Raw genomic sequence first — 20,675 nt, 5'->3', positions numbered from 1 at the left:
CGGTTCGGTTCGACTACCGGGTCCGGCGATGGGCGCTCGAGGAGGGATGTGCTCATTTGACGAACACCTGCGCCTTGGACTGGTCGAACCCGATGCGGACGTTCGTTCCCACTGTCGCCCACGGCATGTCTTCGGACCACACGTGCACAGACACCCCGTCGAGTTCGACGACATAGTCGCTGTAGTGTCCGAGCAGGGTCGCGGACGTGATTTGCCCCAGCAGCCCGGTAGTGGACGAGGGGGTTTCGGGGGTCAACCACCAGTCGTGAGCCCGAACGGACACGATGACCTCGTCGTGGGGCTTGCCCACGTCGGTAGCGATCTTCCCGACCACGGTGGACGCAACCTTGCGTCGCTCCGCTCCGCCATCGCTCTCGACTTCAATTGTTCCCGAGATCAGATTGCTGGTACCGATGAACTCCGCCACGTGGCGCGACTTCGGGCGATAGTAGATGTCGCGGGCGTCACCGATCTGGACGATCTCGCCATGATCGAGGACGACGATCTTGTCGGCGAGATCCATCGCTTCGGCTTGGTCGTGAGTCACGTAGACCGCTGTGAACCCGAATTCCTTTTGCATGGACTTTAATTCGGCGCGGAGCTGCTCCCGTACCTTGGCGTCGATATTCGACAGCGGCTCGTCGAACAGCACCACCTTGTTCCCGGCAACCACGGCCCGCGCGAGTGCCACCCGCTGCTGCTGCCCGCCGGAGAGTTCACCGATCTTCCGATCTCGGAGATGACCGATCTGCATCGCCTCCATGACGGCCACCACACGACTTTCCACATATGCACGCTTCGGTCGCGCGGAGCGCGGACCGACCGTCAACGGGTACGCGATGTTCTGGAACACCGTCATATGGGGCCACAACGCGTAACTTTGAAAGACCATCCCGACGGGTCGCTCCTGCGCCTCGAGCAGGACACGCCCGTCTTGGACGGCAACCGCAGAACCGATTTTCACGGTGCCCTCGGTAGGCTTCTCCAACCCCGCCAAGCACCGCAGCAGCGTCGTTTTTCCACAACCACTGGGACCCAACAACACCCAGAACTCTCCAGAAGGGATGCGGAGATCAACATCGGAGAGGGCGGTGAACTCGTGCCCCCTGCTGTCGACGTAGTCCATACGCAATCCGATGACTTCCACCTCCCCGCCTGTGGGAGTGCCGACTCCGGTTTCAACCGGCCTTGTACGCGTGCCTAAAACACTCATCTGACTCCTCCGTGGATGCAATAGAATTCGCCCATCATTTGGCGGCGAGTCCCGAGAGATGAAAGAAGCAAAGTCCCCCGAATGCCCGCAGATGCGCACATCCAGGACATAGTGAGGGATTGGTGCCGAAGTACCCATGTGCAGCTGGCGGGGAGGCGCTGGCCGACTCCGCATCGCCGATCACGCGCCCGAGCATGCGAGCACCGCTCCCCCCACGGTCGCGCGCGGAACCGACCGCCCACTCACACCTGAGGCTCGCATGGACAGAGTCGGCGTCCGCATCAATGCCGACTCGGGTGCGGCGTAGCGCGAAGTCCTCGGTTCATACATTTGCGTGCCTTCCTCGGACGAAACAGAAGTGCAATCCGTCAGCCAGCCGCTGGCCTGTTCTGACGTCGACTGCCCGCATGACCGCTGTGAACTGACTCACACTTTCGGTGAGAATAGTTCGAATAGTTCGCTTGGTCAATGCCCGCCGCAATGGGCCGGTCCCGGAAGTACCGTCACCACATGCCTGTGCGATACAGGCAGACGAGCAGTCGATGCCACGCCGGCCCCTACGGCAGCCAGGGAAGCCCTTCACGTCGCCGACTGGCAACAATCTCGTTACCTGAGTTCTCGATTGCAGCCTCGAACAGCAGCCTTCTCGTATCGTGACTAGTCCGGCGACCTCCCATCGCCGAGCCCGCGGGCGAGTTCGAAACTAATGTTCGTATTATTCGCATAGCGGGGTAGAATCCATATGTGGAGAAGCGTGGGGGTGCAGTGAACAGCACGAGGCCAGGAACACGCAGGCGAGGCGAACTTCGCTCCGAGAAACTCTCGGAGCTGATAGCACGACAAGTACTGCACGACATCGCCGACAAAAAACTCGCCCCTGGCACCCAGCTGCCGGCCGAGACCGCCATGTGCGAGCGCTTCAACGTCGGCAAAGCCTCCGTCCGCGAAGCAATGCGCATCCTGGAGATCAACGGTCTCATCTCCATCCGCACCGGCAGCGGCGGCGGACCCATCGTCGGCTCCACCGACGGACGCGGCTACGGAAGCATGTCCACCCTGCACTTCCAGTCCATAGGCGCCACACTGAGAGACCTCATCAACGCCCGCGCCGCACTCGAGCCGATCTTGGCCGCGCAGGCTGCGGCTCGGCCAGGCCCCGAAGCCGGCAACGCGCTGCGTGCCGCGCTGGAGAGTTCGCTGCAGGTCTCGCGAACCGATCCCGACAAGTTTGCGAGTACCAACTCGGACTTCCACGCCGTCCTCTACTCGGTGAGCGGAAATCCCATACTGGCCTTGACCGCTCGCGCGCTCAGAGATATCTGGTCTGTTCGCGTCGAATCCGTCATGCTGCCGGAAGACGAACGACACGAAGTCGAGAACTCCCACAAACGCATCACCGAAGCGGTCGAACAACACGACGGACGAGAAGCCGAAAGGCTGGTGCGAGAGCATGTCGAGTTCTACAGGGACTTCTGCGAAGAGAACTACCCGCACATCCTCAGTGACATTGTCGAGTGGTGGTGACCGCAGCATCAGCGGTCGGCGTGTGACGTCGGCGCGCAGGCAGCCGTGCACGCGGAAGTGAAACAGTTTGGGAAACACGACGACCAACTCTCCACCACGTGAATCGACAGATCGGTTGTGCCAGACAGGGCCCCGCGGCTCTTATACGCGACCTGACACCACGCAACCCGCCACGGTGGCGTACCAATGACCGTCACTCCGAGGGCACCGACGCTGCCGAGTTCGATTCCAGAAGGCAACAGGTTCGGACAACCCGCGCCAGGGCATCGAAGACTTCCACGGGTACAGAAGACGGCCCCGTCGACCTCCGGCACCTCCAGCACCTCCAGCACCGCGAGCAGTTGATCGGGTCGGTGCGCCCGCCGCCAGCAGAGGGTGATGATCGTCGATGCGCAGCCCCCGCGCCGCGGCCAGCGCCAGCAGCGTCTGACGGCAGCGGGCGCTGGGACCGACGAACAGGGCCCGCAGTTCGATGCTATCCAGCGCGGCGACGAGGCCGCGTGCCTGCCAGTACCCGAGGGTGCTCAGCGGGTGTGCGGTCGGCATCGGGGCCGTGCCAGCTCTTCTTCTCGCCCGCGTGCGCGTGACGGACCAGGACGAACATTCGCACCCTCTCGGCCACCCGAGCCATTCGGTGTGGTTGGCCGGCGTCAGGTGATCACCGTCGACGTTTGGTCGTTCGTCACACATTTCACCACCACGGGATCCGTTGTGGTCCCCGGTCATCTGATCGAGCGCGGCAGGTTGCGCCCGCACGCTGAACCCAGTCGGCCGACACCTCGATGTCCGCGACACGACCGCCACCGCCAGCACCGTCTCGAGATCTCGTTGGCGAGCAACATCGCCACGCCCAGCATCCCCGGATCGCACGCGGGCGCAGGGTGAGCAGGACCGCAGAGACCATCCCGACGGGTCGACCTCCTCGCGGCGCGCCCAAACGAAAATGACGGGTACCGGAACGGCGCGCAGTCGTGCGCCCACCCGATTGATGGCGAACGCAATTCGTACTGAGCCACAACGGAAGTCAAACGACGATCATTTACCCAGATGGCGGAGCCCGGGAACGGATCCGCCGACATCGGTGTCGCCCCAACGGGCGGGCAGATCGACGACTTCCTTGCCCGCGCCGTGACTGCCGATCTCGCCGAGTGCATGTCATGGGACCAAGTCACCATCCGACTCGGTGTGCCACCACCTGAGACCTCCGACGGGCCACCAACCGACCAGGACCGGCAGAACGCAACCGCGGCCCACAAGAACGCTCGGGCGCAGCGCCCGCGGGGGTTCAGTGGTCGACCCTACCTAACGGGCGAGCCGAAGCCGAGGCCATCCCGTCCTGTTCAAGGACAAAAGGCGTGCCCAGTCATTCGCAACCTCGCCCATCGACCCGAACGCCCCAGATTGAGGCGGCATCGCGTCGTAACTCTGTCTCCGGCGGAACCCGGACTGCAGACAATCCACCTCCGCTCGCGGCTTGTACAACCGACACATCCACTTTGAAGTGGAACAATGGCCGGACCGTATTGCTTACACACTAAGCCGTTTGATTAGAGTGCAGCTCCCGCCGGTGTCATTACAATCGTTCGCATCCCAGATCTCAACTGTTCGTGCACCTACGAGTGATGCACCGTGCATCACTCATGCCACCAATTCGTGAACCTCCCAGTCGATACCAACATCGATGAACTTCCGGTCAGGGACACAGCGATGGCCGTGATGCTTCGAACTCGCGGCCCGGAAACTGGACTGCTCCGATTCAGAGTTGCGGGTGGCGCTGGGACAGGATCTCGGCCTGCTTGGCCCCGCTGGCAATTGCCGTTCGCAACTCCCGATCGATCACCGACGCACTCAATTGCACTGCCAAGTACCTATTCGTTCACGCACGCGGTCCCAGCGTCGAACTCGCCTCCGACCTGCACGGCGTCGGAGGCGTCGTCGGCTGCCGCTACGGATATCCCCACGGCGTCAGCGCGCCCACCAAAGAGTATCGACATGGAACGCCCCTTCCTCCATTCCACGCTCATCGACCTCAACGGCGGCACCTACGGCCTCCGCGGCGTCGAACTTCGCCATGCGGCCGTCACGCCGATCGCCCGCGACGAGTCATTTTGCGGTAGACGGCCAAGCACTCGAAGTGCGGGCGATCGGTTGGTCAGGGCCGAAATCACGATGCCTACAGAGCTGGACAGCACCGCAGCCGAAGCCCTGCGGGCGGCGCGGCGCTCCGGTGAACCACGCGCTGAGATGCCTGCTCGTCGCATGTCGTGATCTGCGAGTGCCAGTCCGTTTGCGCCGCGCCGTTCTACAGCAGTTCACGCGGTCAGCTGATGTCGATGTCGGCGTAGATCGCGGCGTGATCGGAAGCCGCATGGAACAGGGAGGTCAGGGTTGGGAAGTGCTCGAACAACGTACCGTTCCTCCCACCCCACACACCCTTGCGGAAGAACGCCTCGCCGGTAGCGCGGTCGAACAATGCGGGTGAGAGAAACACGTAGTCGATCTTGTTGCATGCGGTGCTGTTGGCGGAGCTGCCGGGCCGGCCCCGTCATCAAACCCGTCCACCTTGGCCACTTCCCGTAGGTCGGTGTCGGCGGGCGGACTGCGCGGCCCGACTGTTGTTGACCCGACCATGCCCGCGGGCCACGCGGGTGGTGAGATCCTCGACCGCAATCACCTGCGCGGCGGCGGCGGAGTCGGTGACCTGGCGGGCGAAGTGGAAGGCGTTCCCTCCTCTTGACGCACACCGCGGTGCCATGGGCGTCAAGGACGGCGATCTTCTCCTCCAGCTGGTCGCGGACCGCGGATTCGGCGGTGGCGGCCAGTTGCGGCAACCGGGCCGCCTTACTGTGCAGCATCTGCCCCCTCGGTCTGCAGGTGGGCCAGTTTGATCCCGCGGCCTCGGTCGTCGTAGGTCCAGCGCCGGTTATCCGACAACAGCCCCACAGGGTTTCGGCGGTGATGGCGGCGGCGCCGAGCGCGGCCGGGGACAGATCGACCCGCGACCGCGATGGTGGCCGAGTCCAGGTCACCTTCCGGGACGAGTTCGGTCGCCGCGCACCGCCACAACAGACCCCTGCGGTCGCAGGATCAGGCCCGACACCCCGCTGTACTGGAACGGCGCCCGCCTCGACTCCCTCTACCCCCTGTCGATCCCGGTCACCGGACAAGCCCTGAACATCACCTGCACCAGCAGCGACGACCAACTCGTATTCGGGTTGACCGGCTGCCGGCGGACCGTCCCGAACCTGCACCCGATGCTCGACCACCTCGACATCGAACTCGACGCATTCGAACAGGCAGTCGGCCTGTAAGCCACCCCTCGGCCGCCGTGATCGACGGCCCCGCGGTGACGGTGATGACCGAAATACGCTACTCAATAACAATTTTCGACACTCACGAATAGCCCGCCGACGCCCCTCGGTATTGTGGCTCGGTAACGCTGCTACGCCATTTCGGGACTAGCGACAGCGGTGACTCGTCCGGCGTTGCCCGGCTGGTCCAGCGGATCGGCGGCGGCTCGTACCGCCGCCCTACCCCTGTGTTGCAGGAAGAGCTCGATTGATCCACTCCTCGTCGGCCCCTGATCGTCCGAAAAGCTCTCGAAATTCCGGCCTCTCGCGGAGCCTACTATTTCTCCAGTGCGAGAAGCGCAACTGCAGGCGGCCGGGTTGCAACCCGTTGTGAACGAGCTCAAATCGGCACTCGTGCGGCGAAACAGAAGAAACCGTCTTCCCCGGGGGCACACAGGTGGCATGATTTGCGGTCCGTGGCGCCTGCCACCAGTCGCCTATGCTCCATTGTTGCCCGGGGAGCCGCCATCGCCCGTGGGTTGCGGTGACGCAGCGGCGCGGCTGGTCTACCAGCGGAGCAGCGCGCGACCGTACCGGCTCCTGCGATCCCATTCCGCGGTGGGGTCGCCGCGGTCGATCCCCTTTGACCGGCGATCGACCCCACACGAGCTGCGCGCGGTGGTCGTGGATGCATGACGGACATCCTTCGGCACCCGGCACCACCCGACCGGCCGCATTCGGCGCCATGTCGTCGGCGGATGAAGGATCCGTGGGAAGCGCAGATCCGCGGGCACGTGAAACACGCCGAAACTATATGGCGGGGTGAGCGGGCGAGAAGGTGGTGATTAGAGTGCCATTATGTTCTCCGCCGATGACCTCAGGCTGTTTCTGGAGGTTGCGCGCCGAGGTCGGTTGACCGAGGCAGCTAGACACCTTCAGATCAATCACACGACGGTCAGCCGCCACATCACACGCCTCGAGCGCGCGGTCGAGAACCGCCTGTTCGATCGCACTTCGGACGGATGGACGCTGACCGACGCTGGTCTGCGGCTGTTGGCCCACGCCGAGACCATCGAGTCGGCGATGCGCGTCGCACAGGAAGACTGTTTGTCTCGGGATTCGTCGCTGACCGGTCATGTCCGGGTGATCGCGCCTGACGGATTCGGGGCATATCTGCTGCTCCCGGGTCTCGTCGAGCTCCAGCGTCAGCATCCAGATCTCACCATGGAAGTTGTGACAGCGAACAGGCACGCCTCGCTTACGCCCCGCGAGTTCGATCTGGCCGTCACCATTGAGCGGCCGCAGGCGCGCGCTGTAACGGTGCAGAAGCTGGCCAACTACACGCTGGGCTTCTACGCTTCCAGCAACTACCTGGCGTCGCATTCTCCGGTGGAGCGGGTCGAAGATCTCTACAACCAGGTTCTGATCTGGTATGTCGACACCGCCTTGGACCACTCGACGTTCAACCTGCTGTACGAGGTGCTGCCGAACGCGAAAGCGCGGATTCAGACGAACAACATCGCGGGGTTCATTCAGGCTGCGGAAGCGGATCTCGGCATCGCGTTGCTCCCTTCGTTCATCGCCGACCGCAATCCTCGCTTGCAACGGCTCACGTCGATCACTGCGAGGATCGAGAGCAGCTATTGGATGTCGATTCCTCGCGATCTCGTGCGCCTGGCGCGGGTACGCGTGATGGCCGAGCACATCGAGAAACTGGTGGCGGAGCAGCCGGGCGGACTGTTCGCTGCCCGCTAGAATTCTCGCCGATTCACAGCGGTTTCCACGAACTACGCACCCGCACACCACTTGCGACGAACAGCTGGATGATGGGGCAGCGGCGTTCCACTTCCCGCCCCAACTCCTCGAGTTCTGCGTTACTCAGCGACGTGTCGACCGTTATGTCGATATCGAGGGTGTCGAATTTCGAGGTGCCGGCTACGCCGAACACGAGAATGGAGTTGTCGAAGCTCGTCTCGATTTCGGTGTGCATCTCGCCCAGCTTTATCCGGCGCGATCGGGCGACGATGTCGGCTGTGATCTGGCAGCAGGCGCCGAGTGCGCCTAGGAGGTGCTCGAAGGGCCCGAGTGCCCGGTCGCTACCGCCGAACGCCGGGTGGCCGTCGAACCGGAGCGGCCGCGCGAGGTCGGCACCGTGTGCTACGTGATAAACGCCGGTTCCTCGTCCACGGACGGTGGATACGTACATGGCCCGATCAGCCCAGGCCGTTCAGCGCGGCCGCCAATGCACGGGCCGTCTCGGGCCGGTAGGTGTAGTGGAAGTTGCGCCCCTCTTTGCGGACCTGTACCAGCCCGGCGGTTCTCAGTGTCTTGACGTGGTACGAGACGGTCGAGGCGGAGACATGGGATTCATCGACCAAGTCGGTGCACGCCATCTCGTCGACGGCGGCGATGCGCCGGAGGAGATCCAACCGCACGGGGTCCGCCAGCGCTTTCAGGATGTCAACCTGCTCGTCGAGAGTCGGTGTGGCATGAAGCACGGGCCCTCCTAATCCTTCGATACTTCTACAAATGGCCAACATTCCAACTATAGCTGGCGACACCCTCCACCCGGGGGAAACCGCGAAAACCGGCTCTGACCTGCGTTCTGCAGATTTGCACAGCCTTGCTCGACATTGGTCATTGCCGTTCGTTCACCTTCAGCTGAGACTTGAGCCACACCAAAGAGGAGTCGGGCTATGCATCACAGCACGCCTTTCACCGCTTCCGATCCCAACTCCCTGGCCGCACCGGCGGCTACCCCAAGTACATGCCCCCACATCCCTCTTGGTCCCGACTCCGCACGGCGACCCCCTCCCGAGAGGAGACCCCGACCATGAGCTCACCGACAGCGCCGTCGGGCGCAAATAAGCCCAACTCGCCCCGCATGGTCGCACTGGGAAGTTTCGTCGGCACCACGATCGAGTGGTACGACTTCTTCCTGTACGGCACCGCCGCAGCCCTGGTATTCAGCCCCCTCTTCTTCCCGGACGTCAGCCCCGCGATCGGACTCATCGCAGCGTTCGGTACCTACGCGGTGGGCTTCCTCGCCCGCCCCATCGGCGGGGTCGTCGCCGGCCACATCGGCGACAGGGTGGGACGTAAGGCGATGCTGGTGGCGTCGCTGCTGATCATGGGAGCCAGCACCACCCTCATCGGCGTCCTTCCCACCCACTCCTCGATCGGCATCTGGGCACCGATCCTGCTGCTCGTTCTCCGTCTCGCACAGGGATTCGGCGTCGGCGGCGAATGGGGCGGCGCAGCACTGATGTCCGTGGAGTCCGCACCCGCGAACCGCCGCGGCTTCTACGGGAGCTTCACCCAGATCGGCGTCTCGGCCGGCATGCTGCTCGCCGTCGGAGCGTTCAGCATCGCTCGCACCGTTCTCGACGAGTCAACCTTCCTCGCCTGGGGCTGGCGCATCCCCTTCCTCATCAGCGGCCTGCTCGTCTTCGTCGGCCTACTGATCCGCATCGGATTGTCGGAACCCGAAAAGTTCGCCGACATGAAGAAGAACGACACCATCGCCGAAAGGCCCGTAGTCGAGCTGTTCCGCAACGAACGACGTGCGGTGTACCTGACAACCGGAATGCGACTGTCACAGAACGCGATCTACTACCTATACACAGTGTTCGGCATCGCCTACATCGCCCGGAGTGTGGGCACAGCGACCAGCGTCGGCTTGAACTCCGTCCTCATCGCGTCGGCCATCGGCCTTGTTTCCGTACCCATCTGGGCAGCACTGTCCGACAAGCTCGGCCGACGCCCCCTATATCTGTTCGGCGCGATCACCAGCGCACTGTTCATCGGCCCGTTCTTCCTCCTGGCCGACACCGGGAACCCGGTCCTGATCACCCTCGCCATGGTGATCGGATTGAACTTCTTCCACGACGCGATGTACGGCCCGCAAGCTGCCTTCTTCTCCGAAATGTTCTCCACCGGAGTGCGATACAGCGGCGCATCAGTCGGCTATCAAATCGGCTCGGTGTTCGCTGGCGGCTTCTCACCTCTGATCGCAACAACACTGCTCGCAGTCGGAAACGGAAGCCCGTGGCTGGTGGTCGGATACTTCACCGTCCTCAGCGTCATCACCGCGGTCTGCGCCTACCTCGCACCGGAGACCAACAAGAAGGACATCGATCTCGATCCCCACAGTTCACCGAAAAGAACTGCTGCGGTCGACAACCACGACTCCCCTGCTCCCTCAAACGCCTAGCGGAAGCGTCCATCGACGCCCCGCGCACGCTCACACGAAACGAAAGGCAGCACCTCATGACCAGCACCTCCTCAGCCACCACCATCAACGGCGTCGACAAGCAGGCCCTTCACGCGACGATCGACGCGGTCCGCGAAACTCCCGCACTCGCCCAGGTGACGTTCTCACTCGGATCCGAGTGGCTCGACGGCTGCCATCAGCGTTCGACCACGGGCGAGCTTCACCAGAACGGTGAGCTGGTGAGCAGCCGGGAGGCGTCGTACGTCCTCGAGTCCGACGAGCCGGCGGCTTTGCTGGGCACGGACAAGGCTGCCAGCCCCGCCGAGTACGTGCTCCAGGCGCTCGCCGGCTGCTACGCGGTCACCTACGCCACCAACGCGGCCGTGCGGGGCATTGAACTGTCCTCGCTGCGACTGGAGATGCAGACAGATTTCGATCTCCAGGGCTTCCTCAACCTCGACGACAGCGTCCGCCCCGGCGCCCAGGAGATCAGGATTAGCGTGCACGCCGAGTCCCCGAACGCCTCGACCGAGCAGCTGCAGGAACTGACCGACGCCGTGCAGAAGCGCTCCCCGATTCGGGATACCCTCGCCAACCCGGTGCAGGTCGTCACCACCCTGGTGAAGTAGCCATGTTTCCCCTGACCGTCGACCATCTGCTGTGGCGAATGAGCAACATTCATCCGCAGTCGGAGATCGTGAGCATCGCAGGAGAGGCCACCGGGTCGGCGACCACACGATGGCCCTTCCCCGATGTGGCGGCACGAGCGCAGCGCTTGGCTGCCGGTGCCCACGCACAGCTGGGCATCGGGCCAGGGCACACGGTCGCGGTACTCGCGTTCAACACTCTCGAGCACTTCGAGGTCCTGCTCGGCGTGCCCCTGCTCGGCGCCGCCGTCAACAGCCTCAACGCACGCCTGAGCGCTGAGCTCCTCATCGACCAGGCCATGTCTCCCCGACCGGCCGCCGTGGTGGTCGACGGGGAGATGGTCGACCACCCGGTCCTGGGTCGGAACGTCCGATCGGTCCTGGGCGTACTGCGCCAGGCCGGGGTACCCCTGATCGTCGTCGGCGACCGCGACTGGACCGAGCACGCGGACACGATCGTCCGCTACCGCGACCTGATCGAGGCAGGCGCGACCCTGTCGACGCCGGCTGCGGTGGACGATGAGAACACCACCGCGTACCTGTTCCATACCAGCGGAACAACTGGGCGGCCAAAGAGTTACGCGGTCAGCCACCGCGCAGCCATGCTGCACACCCTCAGCCAGGCCACCACCGCCGCCTCGGGGCTGCACAGCACCGACCGGGTCTTACCACTGGCACCGTTCTTCCACGTGAACGGATGGGGGCTGCCCCTGACCTGCGCGCTGACCGGAGCGTCGCTCGTCCTCTGCGGCGGTGACCTCACTGCCGACCGCGTGGCCACGATCCTCGCCGAGGAGTCCGTCACCGCCGCCGCCGCGGTCCCGACCATCTGGCACGACGTATGCGCGGCCGTCGCTGCCGGGCACGCACCGCGGCCGAACCGTCTGCGGGAAGTCTTCAGTGGTGGCAGTGCCGTCCCGCAGCCCGTCGTGGACGCGGTGGCGACCGTTCTCGGCGCCACCGTCAGCACGGCATGGGGCATGACCGAGACCATGGCGTGCAGCACCTACGAACGCCTCGAACCCACGACCTCGGCCGGAGTCCCCATTCCCCTGGTGGAGCTACGAGTCGACACTGGCGGGTTCGCCCAGGACGGCTCCGAGCCGACCATGGGCAAGCTGCATGTACGAGGGCCGTTCATCGTGGGAGTACGGGACGGCAGCACAAACTGGTTCGACACCGGCGACATCGCCTCGATCGACCAGCAGGGCCGATTGCGGCTCCACGACCGGGAGAAAGACCTGATCAAGTCCGGGGGCGAGTGGATCGCCACCGCCGAACTCGAGCAGTACCTGTGCACCCATCCGGCCGTGTCGTCGGCCGCCATCGTCTCGATGGCACATCCGCGTTGGATCGAGCGCCCGCTCGCCTACATCGTGGTCGCCGACAACGCCACCGAGGACATCGACGCCGCCCTCCGCGCGCACATCGGTGAGCGATTCCCCCGATGGTGGATTCCCGACCAGTTCATCGTCGTCGACGCACTGCCCCGGACCGCCGTGGGCAAGGTCGACAAGGCCCGTCTGCGGACGCAGTCGGCCTCCGAAATCGAACTACGAAGCGAGGCAATAGCATGACCACATCCACCGACGATCTCGTCCGCACCGAGCACCGCGGAGAAGTCGCCTGGCTGACCATCAACCGGCCGAAAAAGCTCAACGCGCTGTCGGTCGAATTGATGCAGGAACTGTCGCAGGCACTGACCGCGGCCGAAGCCGACCCGACCATCAAGGTTGTCGTTCTGCAGGGCGGGGAGAAGGCGTTCAGCGTCGGGTACGACATCGCCCAGGAAGTGGAGATGGGTGTCTCGACCGCCGAACAGTGGCATGCCGGCCTGACCAACAACATCGGGCTGTCGATGCAGGTGTGGCGACTGAAGAAACCGGTCATCGCCGCCGTCTCCGGATGGTGCCTGGCCGGAGGATGCGAACTGGCGATGGCCTGCGATCTGATCATCGCCGCCGACGACGCCCAATTCGGTGAGCCGGAGATCCGGTTCGGCTCCGGGCCTGTGACGCTGTTGATGCCGTTCCTGCTCGGGCAGAAGGCAACCAACGAACTGCTCTACACCGGCGACATCATCGACGCCGAACGAGCCGCAACGCTCGGGATGGTCAACCGTGTGGTCGCCAAGGCCGACCTGGACAAGACCGTCGACGTCCTCGCCCGCAAGATCGCACTCACTCCCCTGTCGATCCTCCGGTACACCAAGCGGGCCATCACCCGCGCCTACGACGCGATGGGGCTGACCAGCGCGGTCGAGTCCAATCTCGATATTGCCGCGGTGCTGAACTCGGCCGATACCCCCGAGCGCGCCGAGTTCACCAAGCTCGTCGCATCCAAGGGACTCGGAGCCGCCCTGGCATGGCGGGACGAACGGTACGGCGCCGTCGAACAGTAGTCACCTCGGCCCCGATTGCGTGAGAACTTTTCTCCCGCAACCGGAGTCCGAAGGCCGAACCTACCCCCGCCTGCCTCAGACCGAAGGGCGGGCGGGGCTGGGATGACACCAAACCAATTGTTTGATGATCCTACGACTATGAATTTTTAGGAGATGATCGTGACCGAACTGATGGAGCGCCAGCAAGTTGCCGACCCGACCACCGACGCGGTGGAGCCGGGAACACTGCCCCCGCTCGGCGTGGTTCCCAAGAGGATGCACGCGCAGGTCGTGCGCCCGGAGCGGTACGGCGATCCGGCCACCGCGTTCGTGAACGAAGTCGTCGACACCCCGCAGCTCGGTACCGGTGAAGTGCTGATCGCCGTGATGGCGGCCGGCGTCAACTACAACAACGTCTGGGCGGCCCGCGGCTACCCCGTCGATCAGGTCACCACTCGGCAGCGACGGGGCGAGACCGAGGACTTCCACATCGGAGGATCGGACGCCTCGGGCATCGTCTACGCCGTCGGTGAAGGGGTCAGCGGCATCAGCATCGGCGACGAGGTCGTCGTCCACCCGGGAGTGTGGGACGCGGACGACCCGTGGATCACCTCCGGCCGCGACCAGATGATCGCACCCAGTGCGAAGATCTGGGGCTACGACACCAACTACGGCTCGTTCGGGCAGTTCGCCCGCGCTCAAGCACACCAAATACTCCCCAAAGCGGCACACCTGAGCTGGGCCGAAGCGGCTGCACCCACCCTGGTCGGCACGACCGCCTACCGGATGCTGCACGGCTGGCAGGGCAACACCGTCACCGAGGGCGACCTGGTGTTGGTGTGGGGTGGCTCCGGCGGACTCGGCACCCAGGCCTGCCAGCTCGTCCGCGAAGCCGGCGGCCGGGCGGTTGCCGTGGTATCGGACGACGAACGCGGCTCCTACGCAATGAAGTACGGGGCCATCGGCTACATCAACCGCCGCGAATTCGATCACTGGGGAATCCCGCCGTTGGTCGACGACGCCAAAGGCCAGAAGAAGTGGACCGCCAGCGCCCGCGCGTTCGGCAAGAAGATCTGGGAAATCGCCGGCAACCGAGAAGACCCGGCGATCGTGTTCGAGCACCCCGGCGCCTCGACCATCCCCACCAGCATCTTCGTGTGCCAGCCCGGCGGCATGGTCGCCATCTGCGCCGGAACCACCGGCTTCGACGCCATGGTGGACCTGCGATACCACTGGACCCGCCAGAAGCGACTGCAGGGCTCGCACGGCACCAACGACGCCCAGGCGATCGCCTACAACCAGCTGGTCGTCGACGGGAAGATCGACCCGGTCGTCGGCCGCGTCCTGCCCATGGCCGACATTCCGCTCTCCCACGCCCAGATGGGCCGCGGCGAGGAGGTCTTCGGCAACACCGTCCACCTCATCGGTGCCACAACCCCCGACGAGGGTCGCCGAGCCTGACCACCCGCAACGGCACAGCAGAACCACAAGCAAAGGTGCACAACATGTCCCGAGCATGGAGAGTACGCGAGTACGGAGAACCCAGCTCCGTCCTGCGACTGGAAGACACAACCGAACCGACCCCCGGCCACGGGCAGGTGCGGCTTCGAGTCGCCGCCACCTCGTGCAACTTCGCCGACGTTCTGCTGTGCCGGGGCGAATATCAACAGAAGCCGGACCCGCCGTTCACCCCGGGCCTCGAGGTGTGCGGCTGGGTGGACGACATCGGTGGCGGAGTCGACCCCATGTTGCTCGCCTCGCGGGTCGTCGGCCAGCCGATCCTGCCTCACGGCGGTTTCGCCGACGTTGCCCTGCTGAACGCGGACGAGGTCTACATCGTTCCCCGCGCCATCGACGACAGTGTCGCGGCAACCTTGAATCTGACCTATCTGACCGCCTGGCTGGGCCTGCACCGACGGGCGTCGATCAAGGCCGGTGACACCGTCGTGATCACCGCCGCCGCGGGTGGTGTCGGCTCGGCGGCCGTGCAGGTCGCCCGAGCGGCGGGTGCGACCGTGATTGCGATCGTGTCCGGTGCGGACAAAGCCGCTACCGCCTCCCGTCTCGGAGCCGACGTGGTCATCGACCGATCCGACGGCGACGTGATCGAACAGGTGAAGGCCGCCGCACCGGACGGCGCCGACACCGTCTTCGACTCGGTCGGCGGCAAGGCCTACGAGCAGGCAACGAAATACATCGCCTTCGAAGGACGCATCGTGGTCATCGGATTCGCCAGCGGCTACATCCCCCGGCCACACCTCAACCACGCGTTAGTGAAGAACTACACCATCGCCGGCCTGCACTGGTCGTTGTACCGCAAACACCGACCGGACCTCGTACACATCGCCCAGGCGGCCATCTTCGAGATGGCCGCCGCCGGCCTGATTGATCCGCTGATCACCGCCCGATTAGGCCTCGAAGATGTACCCACAGCCCTCGACCAGCTCGCCCACGGACGCACCCAAGGAAAGACAGTCATCACCGTCTGACGTCGTCCGTCGCCCATCGCAGAAACCAAGAAGAAACAGGAGTGCGGCATATGACCTCCATGGCCGAAGAAGCCCCGTCGTTCGACGGCAACTGGGACGAGTACGAACACCTCCGCGTCGAACGCCGCGGTCCGGTAGCGCTGATCACGCTCGACCGCCCGAAAGCGCTCAACGCCCTATGTGATGCTCTCACCATCGAACTGACCCACGCGCTCGATGCCACCGAGGCCGACGACGGCATCGGTGCCGTTGTATTGACCGGCAGTGCCAAGGCCTTCGCGGCGGGCGCCGATATCGCCGAGATGCAGCCGAAGTCGTTCACCGACGTCTACCTCGAGGACTTCATCACGGCCAGCTGGGAACGCGCCTCGACGACCCGCAAGCCGATCATCGCCGCGGTCGCCGGATACGCCCTCGGCGGCGGCGCCGAACTCGCGATGAGCTGTGACCTGATCATCGCGGCGGACACCGCCAAATTCGGCCAGCCTGAGATCACCATCGGGATCCTTCCCGGCGCCGGCGGCACCCAACGCCTGACCCGGGCGGTCGGCAAGTCCAAGGCCATGGACATGGTGTTGACCGGACGCACCATCGACGCCGAGGAAGCGGAGAAGATCGGCCTCGTCGCCCGCATCGTCCCCGCCGACGACCTCATCGACGAGGCAATCTCCATCGCGCAGAAGATCGCGGGATTCTCCCGACCCTCGGTCCTGATGGCCAAGGAGGCCGTGAACTCGGCCTTCGAGACCCCGCTGGCAGAGGGTCTGCGGTTCGAGCGTCGCCTGTTCCACGCCGCCTTCGCCACCGACGGCCAGACCGAAGGCATGGCCGCCTTCCTCGACAAGCGCAAGCCGTCCTTCACCAACCGCTGAGAAAGCGAGACATGCACATGGCTTCATCTATCGCACTCCCGCGGATCATGCGGATTGGCGGCGGCGCCGTCCAGGAAATCGGCGAGGTGGTCACGGGCCTCGGGCTCACCCGCCCGCTGGTGGTCACCGATTCGTTCCTCGTCGGCACCGGCGCCGCGGAGCAGATGATCAAGACCCTCGAATCCGCCGGTCTGTCGCCGCGCCTGTTCGCCGACACCGTCCCGGATCCGACGACCGACTCCCTCGACGCCGGCCTCGCCGCGATCCGCGAGCACGATTCCGATTCGGTCATCGGGTTCGGTGGCGGCAGCCCGATGGACACCGCCAAGGCCCTGGGCATCCTCGGCCGCCAGGGCGGGCAGATGCGCGACTACAAGGCTCCCCGCAACAACGTCGGTCCCGCCCTGCCGGTCATCGCCGTTCCCACCACCGCCGGAAGCGGTTCGGAAGCAACCCAGTTCACCGTCATCACCGATAGCATCAGCGACGAAAAGATGCTCTGCCCAGGCCTGGCGTTCCTGCCGATCGCCGCGGTCATCGACTACGAGCTGACCGTGTCGATGCCACCGCGGCTGACCGCGGACACCGGGGTCGACGCGCTGACCCATGCGATCGAGGCGTACGTCAGCAAGAAGGCGAACCCCTTCGCCGACAGCCTCGCGCTCGTCGCGATCGGCACCATCGGCCGGGTCCTGCGCCGCGCCTATACCGACGGTAGTGACGCCGAGGCCCGCGAGCAGATGATGCTCGCCGCCACCCAGGCCGGCATCGCGTTCTCCAACTCCTCCGTCGCCCTCGTCCACGGAATGAGCCGACCGATCGGCGCCCACTTCCACGTCGCCCACGGACTGTCGAACGCCATGCTCTTCCCCGCGGTCACCGCATTCTCGGTCCGTGCCGCGCAGTCGCGGTACGCCGACTGCGCCCGCGCCCTCGGCGTCGCCACGACCGGCGATTCCGACGCCACCGCCGCGGACAACCTCGTCGACGCGCTGCGCGAACTGTGCCGCGACGTGGCAGTCCCCACCCCCAAGGCCTACGGCATCGACAAGGCCCGCTGGGACGAACTGATCCCGCTCATGGCCGAACAGGCCCTCGCCTCGGGATCACCAAACAACAACCCCCTCGTCCCGACCGACGCGGAGATCCGCGACCTCTACGCCCAGATCTACGGCTGAAAACCCCTTCAGGAGAACCCTTCACATGACTGCCACCATCCCCGCCTCGGCATCGGGTACCACCGCACCCGGTCACCCGGCCGACATCGACCACTACATCGCCGGCCACATCGACGCCCGCGGCGCCGCAACCCGTAGCGACGTCTACAACCCCGCCACCGGGCAAGTCACCGGCAAGGTCGCGATGGCCACCACCGCGGATGTCGAGGCCGCGGTCGCCGCGGCGGCCGCCGCCTTCCCCGCCTGGTCGGCCACCCCCGCGCACATCCGGGCCCGCATCCTGTTCCGGTTCCGCGACCTCGTCGAACGCGACTCCGACCGGCTCGCAGCCATCATCACCGCCGAGCACGGCAAAGTGCACTCCGACGCCAAGGGCGAAGTGACCCGCGGCCTCGAGGTCGTCGAATTCGCCTGCGGCATCCCGCAGCAACTCAAGGGCGAGTTCTCCGAGAACGTCGGCCGCGCCGTCGACGGCGTCACCTTCCGCCAGCCGCTCGGCGTCGTCGCCGGCATCTCCCCGTTCAACTTCCCCGCCATGGTCCCGATGTGGATGTTCCCCGTCGCCCTCGCCTGTGGGAACACGTTCGTGATGAAGCCCTCCGAGAAGGACCCCACCCTCAGCAACGAACTCGCGAAGCTGCTGACCGAGGCCGGGCTGCCCGGCGGGGTGTTCAACGTCGTGCACGGCGACAAGGTCGCTGTCGACGCCCTCCTGACCCACGATCAGGTCGAGGCGATCAGCTTCGTCGGCTCCACCCCGATCGCGGAGTACATCCACACGACCGCCTCCGCGCAGGGCAAGCGCGTCCAGGCCCTCGGCGGTGCGAAGAACCACATGGTGATCATGCCCGACGCCGACCTCGACCAGGCCGTCTCCGCCCTCATGGGTGCCGCCTACGGCTCCGCCGGTGAACGCTGCATGGCCATCTCCGTCGCCGTGCCCGTCGGCGAGGACACCGCGAACGCCCTGCGCGAGCGGTTGATCGCCGCCCTCGCCGATCTGAAGGTCGGCCCCGGTACCGACCCCAAGGTGGACATGGGCCCGTTGGTGACCGGGGTGCACCGCGACAAGGTCGCCTCCTACATCGACCTCGGCGTGCAGGAAGGCGCGGAGCTGGTCGTCGACGGTCGGGAGACCATTCCGGCGACTGCGGGGGAGGGGTTCTTCCTTGGCGGCACCCTGTTCGACCACGTCACCCCGTCGATGCGGATCTACCTGGAGGAGATCTTCGGGCCGGTGTTGTCAATCGTGCGCGCCGAATCCTTTAACGACGCACTGCAGTTGGTCAACGCTCATGAATTCGGCAACGGCACCGCCATCTTCACCGCCGACGGCAACACCGCCCGCACCTACCTCCACCAGGTCAAGGCCGGCATGGTCGGCATCAACGTCCCGATCCCGGTGCCGATGGCCTTCCACTCCTTCGGTGGATGGAAACGCTCGCTGTTCGGTGACCACCACATCCACGGCCCCGAGGGCGTGCGGTTCTTCACCCGCAACAAGACCGCCACCACCCGCTGGCCCAACGACACCCAGGTCCGCACCGACTTCTCGATGCCGACCCATGAGTGAGGTGCGATTCGGGCGGTGTGGGTACACCCTTGCGCCTGAACGTCCGGCAGGCCAGCGCGAGCAGAGCGCCATCGTCCCCGGTGATGGCGATGAGATCCGGTATCTCCGCCAGGGCCCGATCGCTCGGATCGTTCTCAATCGTCCGAAGGCGTTGAACGCGCTGACCACGTCGATGGTCGACCAACTCCACAGTGCGCTCGACGAGTGGGAAGAGGATCCGGGGACCGCTGTGGTTCTGGAGAGTTCGAGCCCGAAGGCGTTCTGTGCCGGTGGTGACATTCGTCAGATCCGCCAGAACACTGTCGACGGCGCCTACGGTGACACTGAAGCCTTCTTCTCCTCCGAGTACCGTCTCAACACCCGGCTCGCCGAGCTCGCAACCTCTGTGGTCTCGCTGATCGACGGGATCTGCATGGGCGGCGGCATGGGACTGTCCGTGCACGGGGCTTTTCGGGTTGTCAGCGACAAGGCGTTGCTGGCGATGCCGGAGACCGCGATCGGGTTCTTCCCGGATGTCGGCGGTAGCTATTTCCTCCCTCGCCTCCCGGGCGGGCTCGGGATGTATCTCGGGTTGACGGGCTATCGTCTCGACGCTGCCGATGCGATCTACACCGGGCTGGCCACGCACTGGGTTGCCGACACGGCGCACGTGGTGTCAGCGTTGGAGGGCAATCCGGTCGCGCCGGTCGATGAGGTGTTGCGGTCACTGTCTCCAGCGGCCCCCGCTGCCCCCGGCCAACTGGCCGAGCATCGATACGGGATCGACTGGTGCTTCGGCGCACCGAGCGTGACCGAGATCCGCTCTCGCCTGCGTGAACTCGACAGCTCGTGGTCTCGGGAGACTCTGGAGGTACTCGATTCGGCGTCCCCGCAGAGCTTGGAGGTGACGTTCGCGGTGTTGACCGCGGGCAAACAACGGGACCTGCGGCGCTGTTTGAAGATGGAGCTGGACGTCGCCACCCATCTCGCCCGCACGCCCGACTTCGTCGAAGGCGTCCGTGCGGGTTTGGTCGACAAGGATCGATCCCCCGTTTGGGGAGGGTCGCTGTTCGGCGGGTTCGACGCCGGTGGGTCGAGCGTATGGCACCGGCTGCCGTAGCCTGCTGGGACACCGCGGGATGCTTGCTCTGGGGGATGCGGCGATGTTCCCCAGAGTAGTGGCCTTGATGTGCGGCGCTCCCCTGCTCGCCGGTGGGGTGTTGTGCTGTGTGTGGGCGCGCCCGTTGTCCTGTTACGTCGACGACGACATTCCTCGATCATGACTCTCCAACTTTGCGGGAACCGAGACACCGAATA

Annotated in this window: 17 protein-coding genes and 2 pseudogenes; 13 read left to right on the top strand and 6 right to left on the bottom strand. The window is 65.1% G+C overall.

Annotated elements, in window-relative coordinates:
- Positions 1-52 precede the first annotated feature (52 nt).
- Positions 53-1,351 carry an ABC transporter ATP-binding protein gene (locus tag ACFVJ3_RS26020; RefSeq protein ID WP_378454788.1) on the bottom strand — a complete coding sequence of 433 codons (1,299 nt, stop codon included), beginning with the start codon at positions 1,349-1,351 and terminating at the stop codon, positions 53-55.
- A gap of 606 nt (positions 1,352-1,957) precedes the next feature.
- Between ACFVJ3_RS26020 and ACFVJ3_RS26015 the strand changes: the two genes are divergently transcribed.
- Positions 1,958-2,737 carry a FadR/GntR family transcriptional regulator gene (locus tag ACFVJ3_RS26015; RefSeq protein WP_378454787.1) on the top strand — a complete coding sequence of 260 codons (780 nt, stop codon included), beginning with the start codon at positions 1,958-1,960 and terminating at the stop codon, positions 2,735-2,737.
- Positions 2,738-2,878: 141 nt separating this feature from the next.
- Here the strand turns inward: ACFVJ3_RS26015 and ACFVJ3_RS26010 are convergent, their stop codons facing one another.
- From ACFVJ3_RS26010 to ACFVJ3_RS26000, 3 genes and pseudogenes are all read right to left on the bottom strand, one after another.
- A complete protein-coding gene (locus ACFVJ3_RS26010; protein WP_378454786.1) occupies positions 2,879-3,283 on the bottom strand; it encodes a histidine phosphatase family protein in 405 nt (134 codons plus the stop codon).
- 1,774 nt (positions 3,284-5,057) lie between these two features.
- Positions 5,058-5,228: a hypothetical protein gene (locus tag ACFVJ3_RS26005; protein WP_378454785.1), complete on the bottom strand. Its 171-nt coding sequence runs from the start codon at positions 5,226-5,228 to the stop codon at positions 5,058-5,060.
- An 84-nt stretch (positions 5,229-5,312) separates the two neighbouring features.
- Positions 5,313-5,818: pseudogene (locus ACFVJ3_RS26000) on the bottom strand (transposase); the annotation flags it as partial.
- An 11-nt stretch (positions 5,819-5,829) separates the two neighbouring features.
- Here ACFVJ3_RS26000 and ACFVJ3_RS25995 point away from each other — a divergent pair.
- Both ACFVJ3_RS25995 and ACFVJ3_RS25990 read left to right on the top strand, forming a co-directional pair.
- Positions 5,830-6,048: pseudogene (locus ACFVJ3_RS25995) on the top strand (WS/DGAT domain-containing protein); the annotation flags it as partial.
- Between the two features lie 837 nt (positions 6,049-6,885).
- Entirely contained in the window at positions 6,886-7,782 is an 897-nt protein-coding gene (locus tag ACFVJ3_RS25990) for a LysR family transcriptional regulator (protein ID WP_378454784.1), read from the top strand.
- 13 nt (positions 7,783-7,795) lie between these two features.
- Here the strand turns inward: ACFVJ3_RS25990 and ACFVJ3_RS25985 are convergent, their stop codons facing one another.
- Together ACFVJ3_RS25985 and ACFVJ3_RS25980 are read right to left on the bottom strand one after the other, a co-directional pair.
- Complete coding sequence (locus ACFVJ3_RS25985) at positions 7,796-8,233, bottom strand: OsmC family protein (protein ID WP_378454783.1); 438 nt, start codon at positions 8,231-8,233, stop codon at positions 7,796-7,798.
- Positions 8,234-8,240: 7 nt separating this feature from the next.
- The gene (locus ACFVJ3_RS25980; protein ID WP_378454782.1) at positions 8,241-8,525 is read right to left on the bottom strand and encodes an ArsR/SmtB family transcription factor; all 285 of its coding nucleotides are present in this window, start codon (positions 8,523-8,525) and stop codon (positions 8,241-8,243) included.
- 335 nt (positions 8,526-8,860) lie between these two features.
- Here ACFVJ3_RS25980 and ACFVJ3_RS25975 point away from each other — a divergent pair, with 335 nt between their 5' ends.
- The 10 genes from ACFVJ3_RS25975 to ACFVJ3_RS25930 all read left to right on the top strand — a co-directional run bounded on the left by ACFVJ3_RS25975 (position 8,861) and on the right by ACFVJ3_RS25930 (position 20,478).
- Positions 8,861-10,240, top strand: coding sequence for an MFS transporter (locus ACFVJ3_RS25975; RefSeq protein WP_378454781.1), 1,380 nt, complete (start codon positions 8,861-8,863; stop codon positions 10,238-10,240).
- Positions 10,241-10,296: 56 nt separating this feature from the next.
- Positions 10,297-10,869: an OsmC family protein gene (locus tag ACFVJ3_RS25970; RefSeq protein WP_128638790.1), complete on the top strand. Its 573-nt coding sequence runs from the start codon at positions 10,297-10,299 to the stop codon at positions 10,867-10,869.
- 2 nt (positions 10,870-10,871) lie between these two features.
- Entirely contained in the window at positions 10,872-12,464 is a 1,593-nt protein-coding gene (locus ACFVJ3_RS25965) for an AMP-binding protein (protein ID WP_378454780.1), read from the top strand.
- Positions 12,461-13,288, top strand: coding sequence for an enoyl-CoA hydratase/isomerase family protein (locus ACFVJ3_RS25960; protein ID WP_378454779.1), 828 nt, complete (start codon positions 12,461-12,463; stop codon positions 13,286-13,288). The genes ACFVJ3_RS25965 and ACFVJ3_RS25960 overlap by 4 nt, the downstream gene beginning before the upstream one ends.
- A 159-nt stretch (positions 13,289-13,447) precedes the next feature.
- Positions 13,448-14,728, top strand: a complete 1,281-nt coding sequence (gene ccrA, locus ACFVJ3_RS25955) for a crotonyl-CoA carboxylase/reductase (RefSeq protein ID WP_378454778.1) — start codon at positions 13,448-13,450, stop codon at positions 14,726-14,728.
- 44 nt (positions 14,729-14,772) lie between these two features.
- Positions 14,773-15,756 (top strand): NADPH:quinone oxidoreductase family protein, encoded by a 984-nt coding sequence (locus tag ACFVJ3_RS25950; protein WP_378454777.1) that lies wholly within the window; start codon positions 14,773-14,775, stop codon positions 15,754-15,756.
- 59 nt (positions 15,757-15,815) lie between these two features.
- Complete coding sequence (locus ACFVJ3_RS25945) at positions 15,816-16,628, top strand: enoyl-CoA hydratase (RefSeq protein ID WP_378454869.1); 813 nt, start codon at positions 15,816-15,818, stop codon at positions 16,626-16,628.
- Between the two features lie 17 nt (positions 16,629-16,645).
- Positions 16,646-17,806, top strand: a complete 1,161-nt coding sequence (locus tag ACFVJ3_RS25940; RefSeq protein WP_378454776.1) for an iron-containing alcohol dehydrogenase — start codon at positions 16,646-16,648, stop codon at positions 17,804-17,806.
- A gap of 25 nt (positions 17,807-17,831) precedes the next feature.
- Positions 17,832-19,379, top strand: a complete 1,548-nt coding sequence (locus ACFVJ3_RS25935; protein ID WP_378454775.1) for a CoA-acylating methylmalonate-semialdehyde dehydrogenase — start codon at positions 17,832-17,834, stop codon at positions 19,377-19,379.
- Positions 19,372-20,478, top strand: a complete 1,107-nt coding sequence (locus ACFVJ3_RS25930; RefSeq protein ID WP_378454774.1) for an enoyl-CoA hydratase/isomerase family protein — start codon at positions 19,372-19,374, stop codon at positions 20,476-20,478. The genes ACFVJ3_RS25935 and ACFVJ3_RS25930 overlap by 8 nt, the downstream gene beginning before the upstream one ends.
- Positions 20,479-20,675 lie beyond the last annotated feature (197 nt).

The organism is Rhodococcus sp. NPDC127593, assembly GCF_042671975.1.
GTDB lineage: Bacteria > Actinomycetota > Actinomycetes > Mycobacteriales > Mycobacteriaceae > Rhodococcus_F.
Note: the sequence above shows the minus strand (reverse complement) of the source record. Positions and strands in the feature narration are given on the sequence as shown.

Coding starts and splice junctions, on each gene's coding strand:
- ACFVJ3_RS26020 (WP_378454788.1), bottom strand. CDS start 1,351: ATGGGTACTTCGGCACCAATCCCTCACTATGTCCTGGATGTGCGCATC.
- ACFVJ3_RS26010 (WP_378454786.1), bottom strand. CDS start 3,283: ATGCCGACCGCACACCCGCTGAGCACCCTCGGGTACTGGCAGGCACGC.
- ACFVJ3_RS25990 (WP_378454784.1), top strand. CDS start 6,886: ATGTTCTCCGCCGATGACCTCAGGCTGTTTCTGGAGGTTGCGCGCCGA.
- ACFVJ3_RS25985 (WP_378454783.1), bottom strand. CDS start 8,233: ATGTACGTATCCACCGTCCGTGGACGAGGAACCGGCGTTTATCACGTA.
- ACFVJ3_RS25975 (WP_378454781.1), top strand. CDS start 8,861: ATGAGCTCACCGACAGCGCCGTCGGGCGCAAATAAGCCCAACTCGCCC.
- ACFVJ3_RS25970 (WP_128638790.1), top strand. CDS start 10,297: ATGACCAGCACCTCCTCAGCCACCACCATCAACGGCGTCGACAAGCAG.
- ACFVJ3_RS25965 (WP_378454780.1), top strand. CDS start 10,872: ATGTTTCCCCTGACCGTCGACCATCTGCTGTGGCGAATGAGCAACATT.
- ACFVJ3_RS25960 (WP_378454779.1), top strand. CDS start 12,461: ATGACCACATCCACCGACGATCTCGTCCGCACCGAGCACCGCGGAGAA.
- ACFVJ3_RS25950 (WP_378454777.1), top strand. CDS start 14,773: ATGTCCCGAGCATGGAGAGTACGCGAGTACGGAGAACCCAGCTCCGTC.
- ACFVJ3_RS25945 (WP_378454869.1), top strand. CDS start 15,816: ATGGCCGAAGAAGCCCCGTCGTTCGACGGCAACTGGGACGAGTACGAA.
- ACFVJ3_RS25940 (WP_378454776.1), top strand. CDS start 16,646: ATGGCTTCATCTATCGCACTCCCGCGGATCATGCGGATTGGCGGCGGC.
- ACFVJ3_RS25935 (WP_378454775.1), top strand. CDS start 17,832: ATGACTGCCACCATCCCCGCCTCGGCATCGGGTACCACCGCACCCGGT.
- ACFVJ3_RS25930 (WP_378454774.1), top strand. CDS start 19,372: ATGAGTGAGGTGCGATTCGGGCGGTGTGGGTACACCCTTGCGCCTGAA.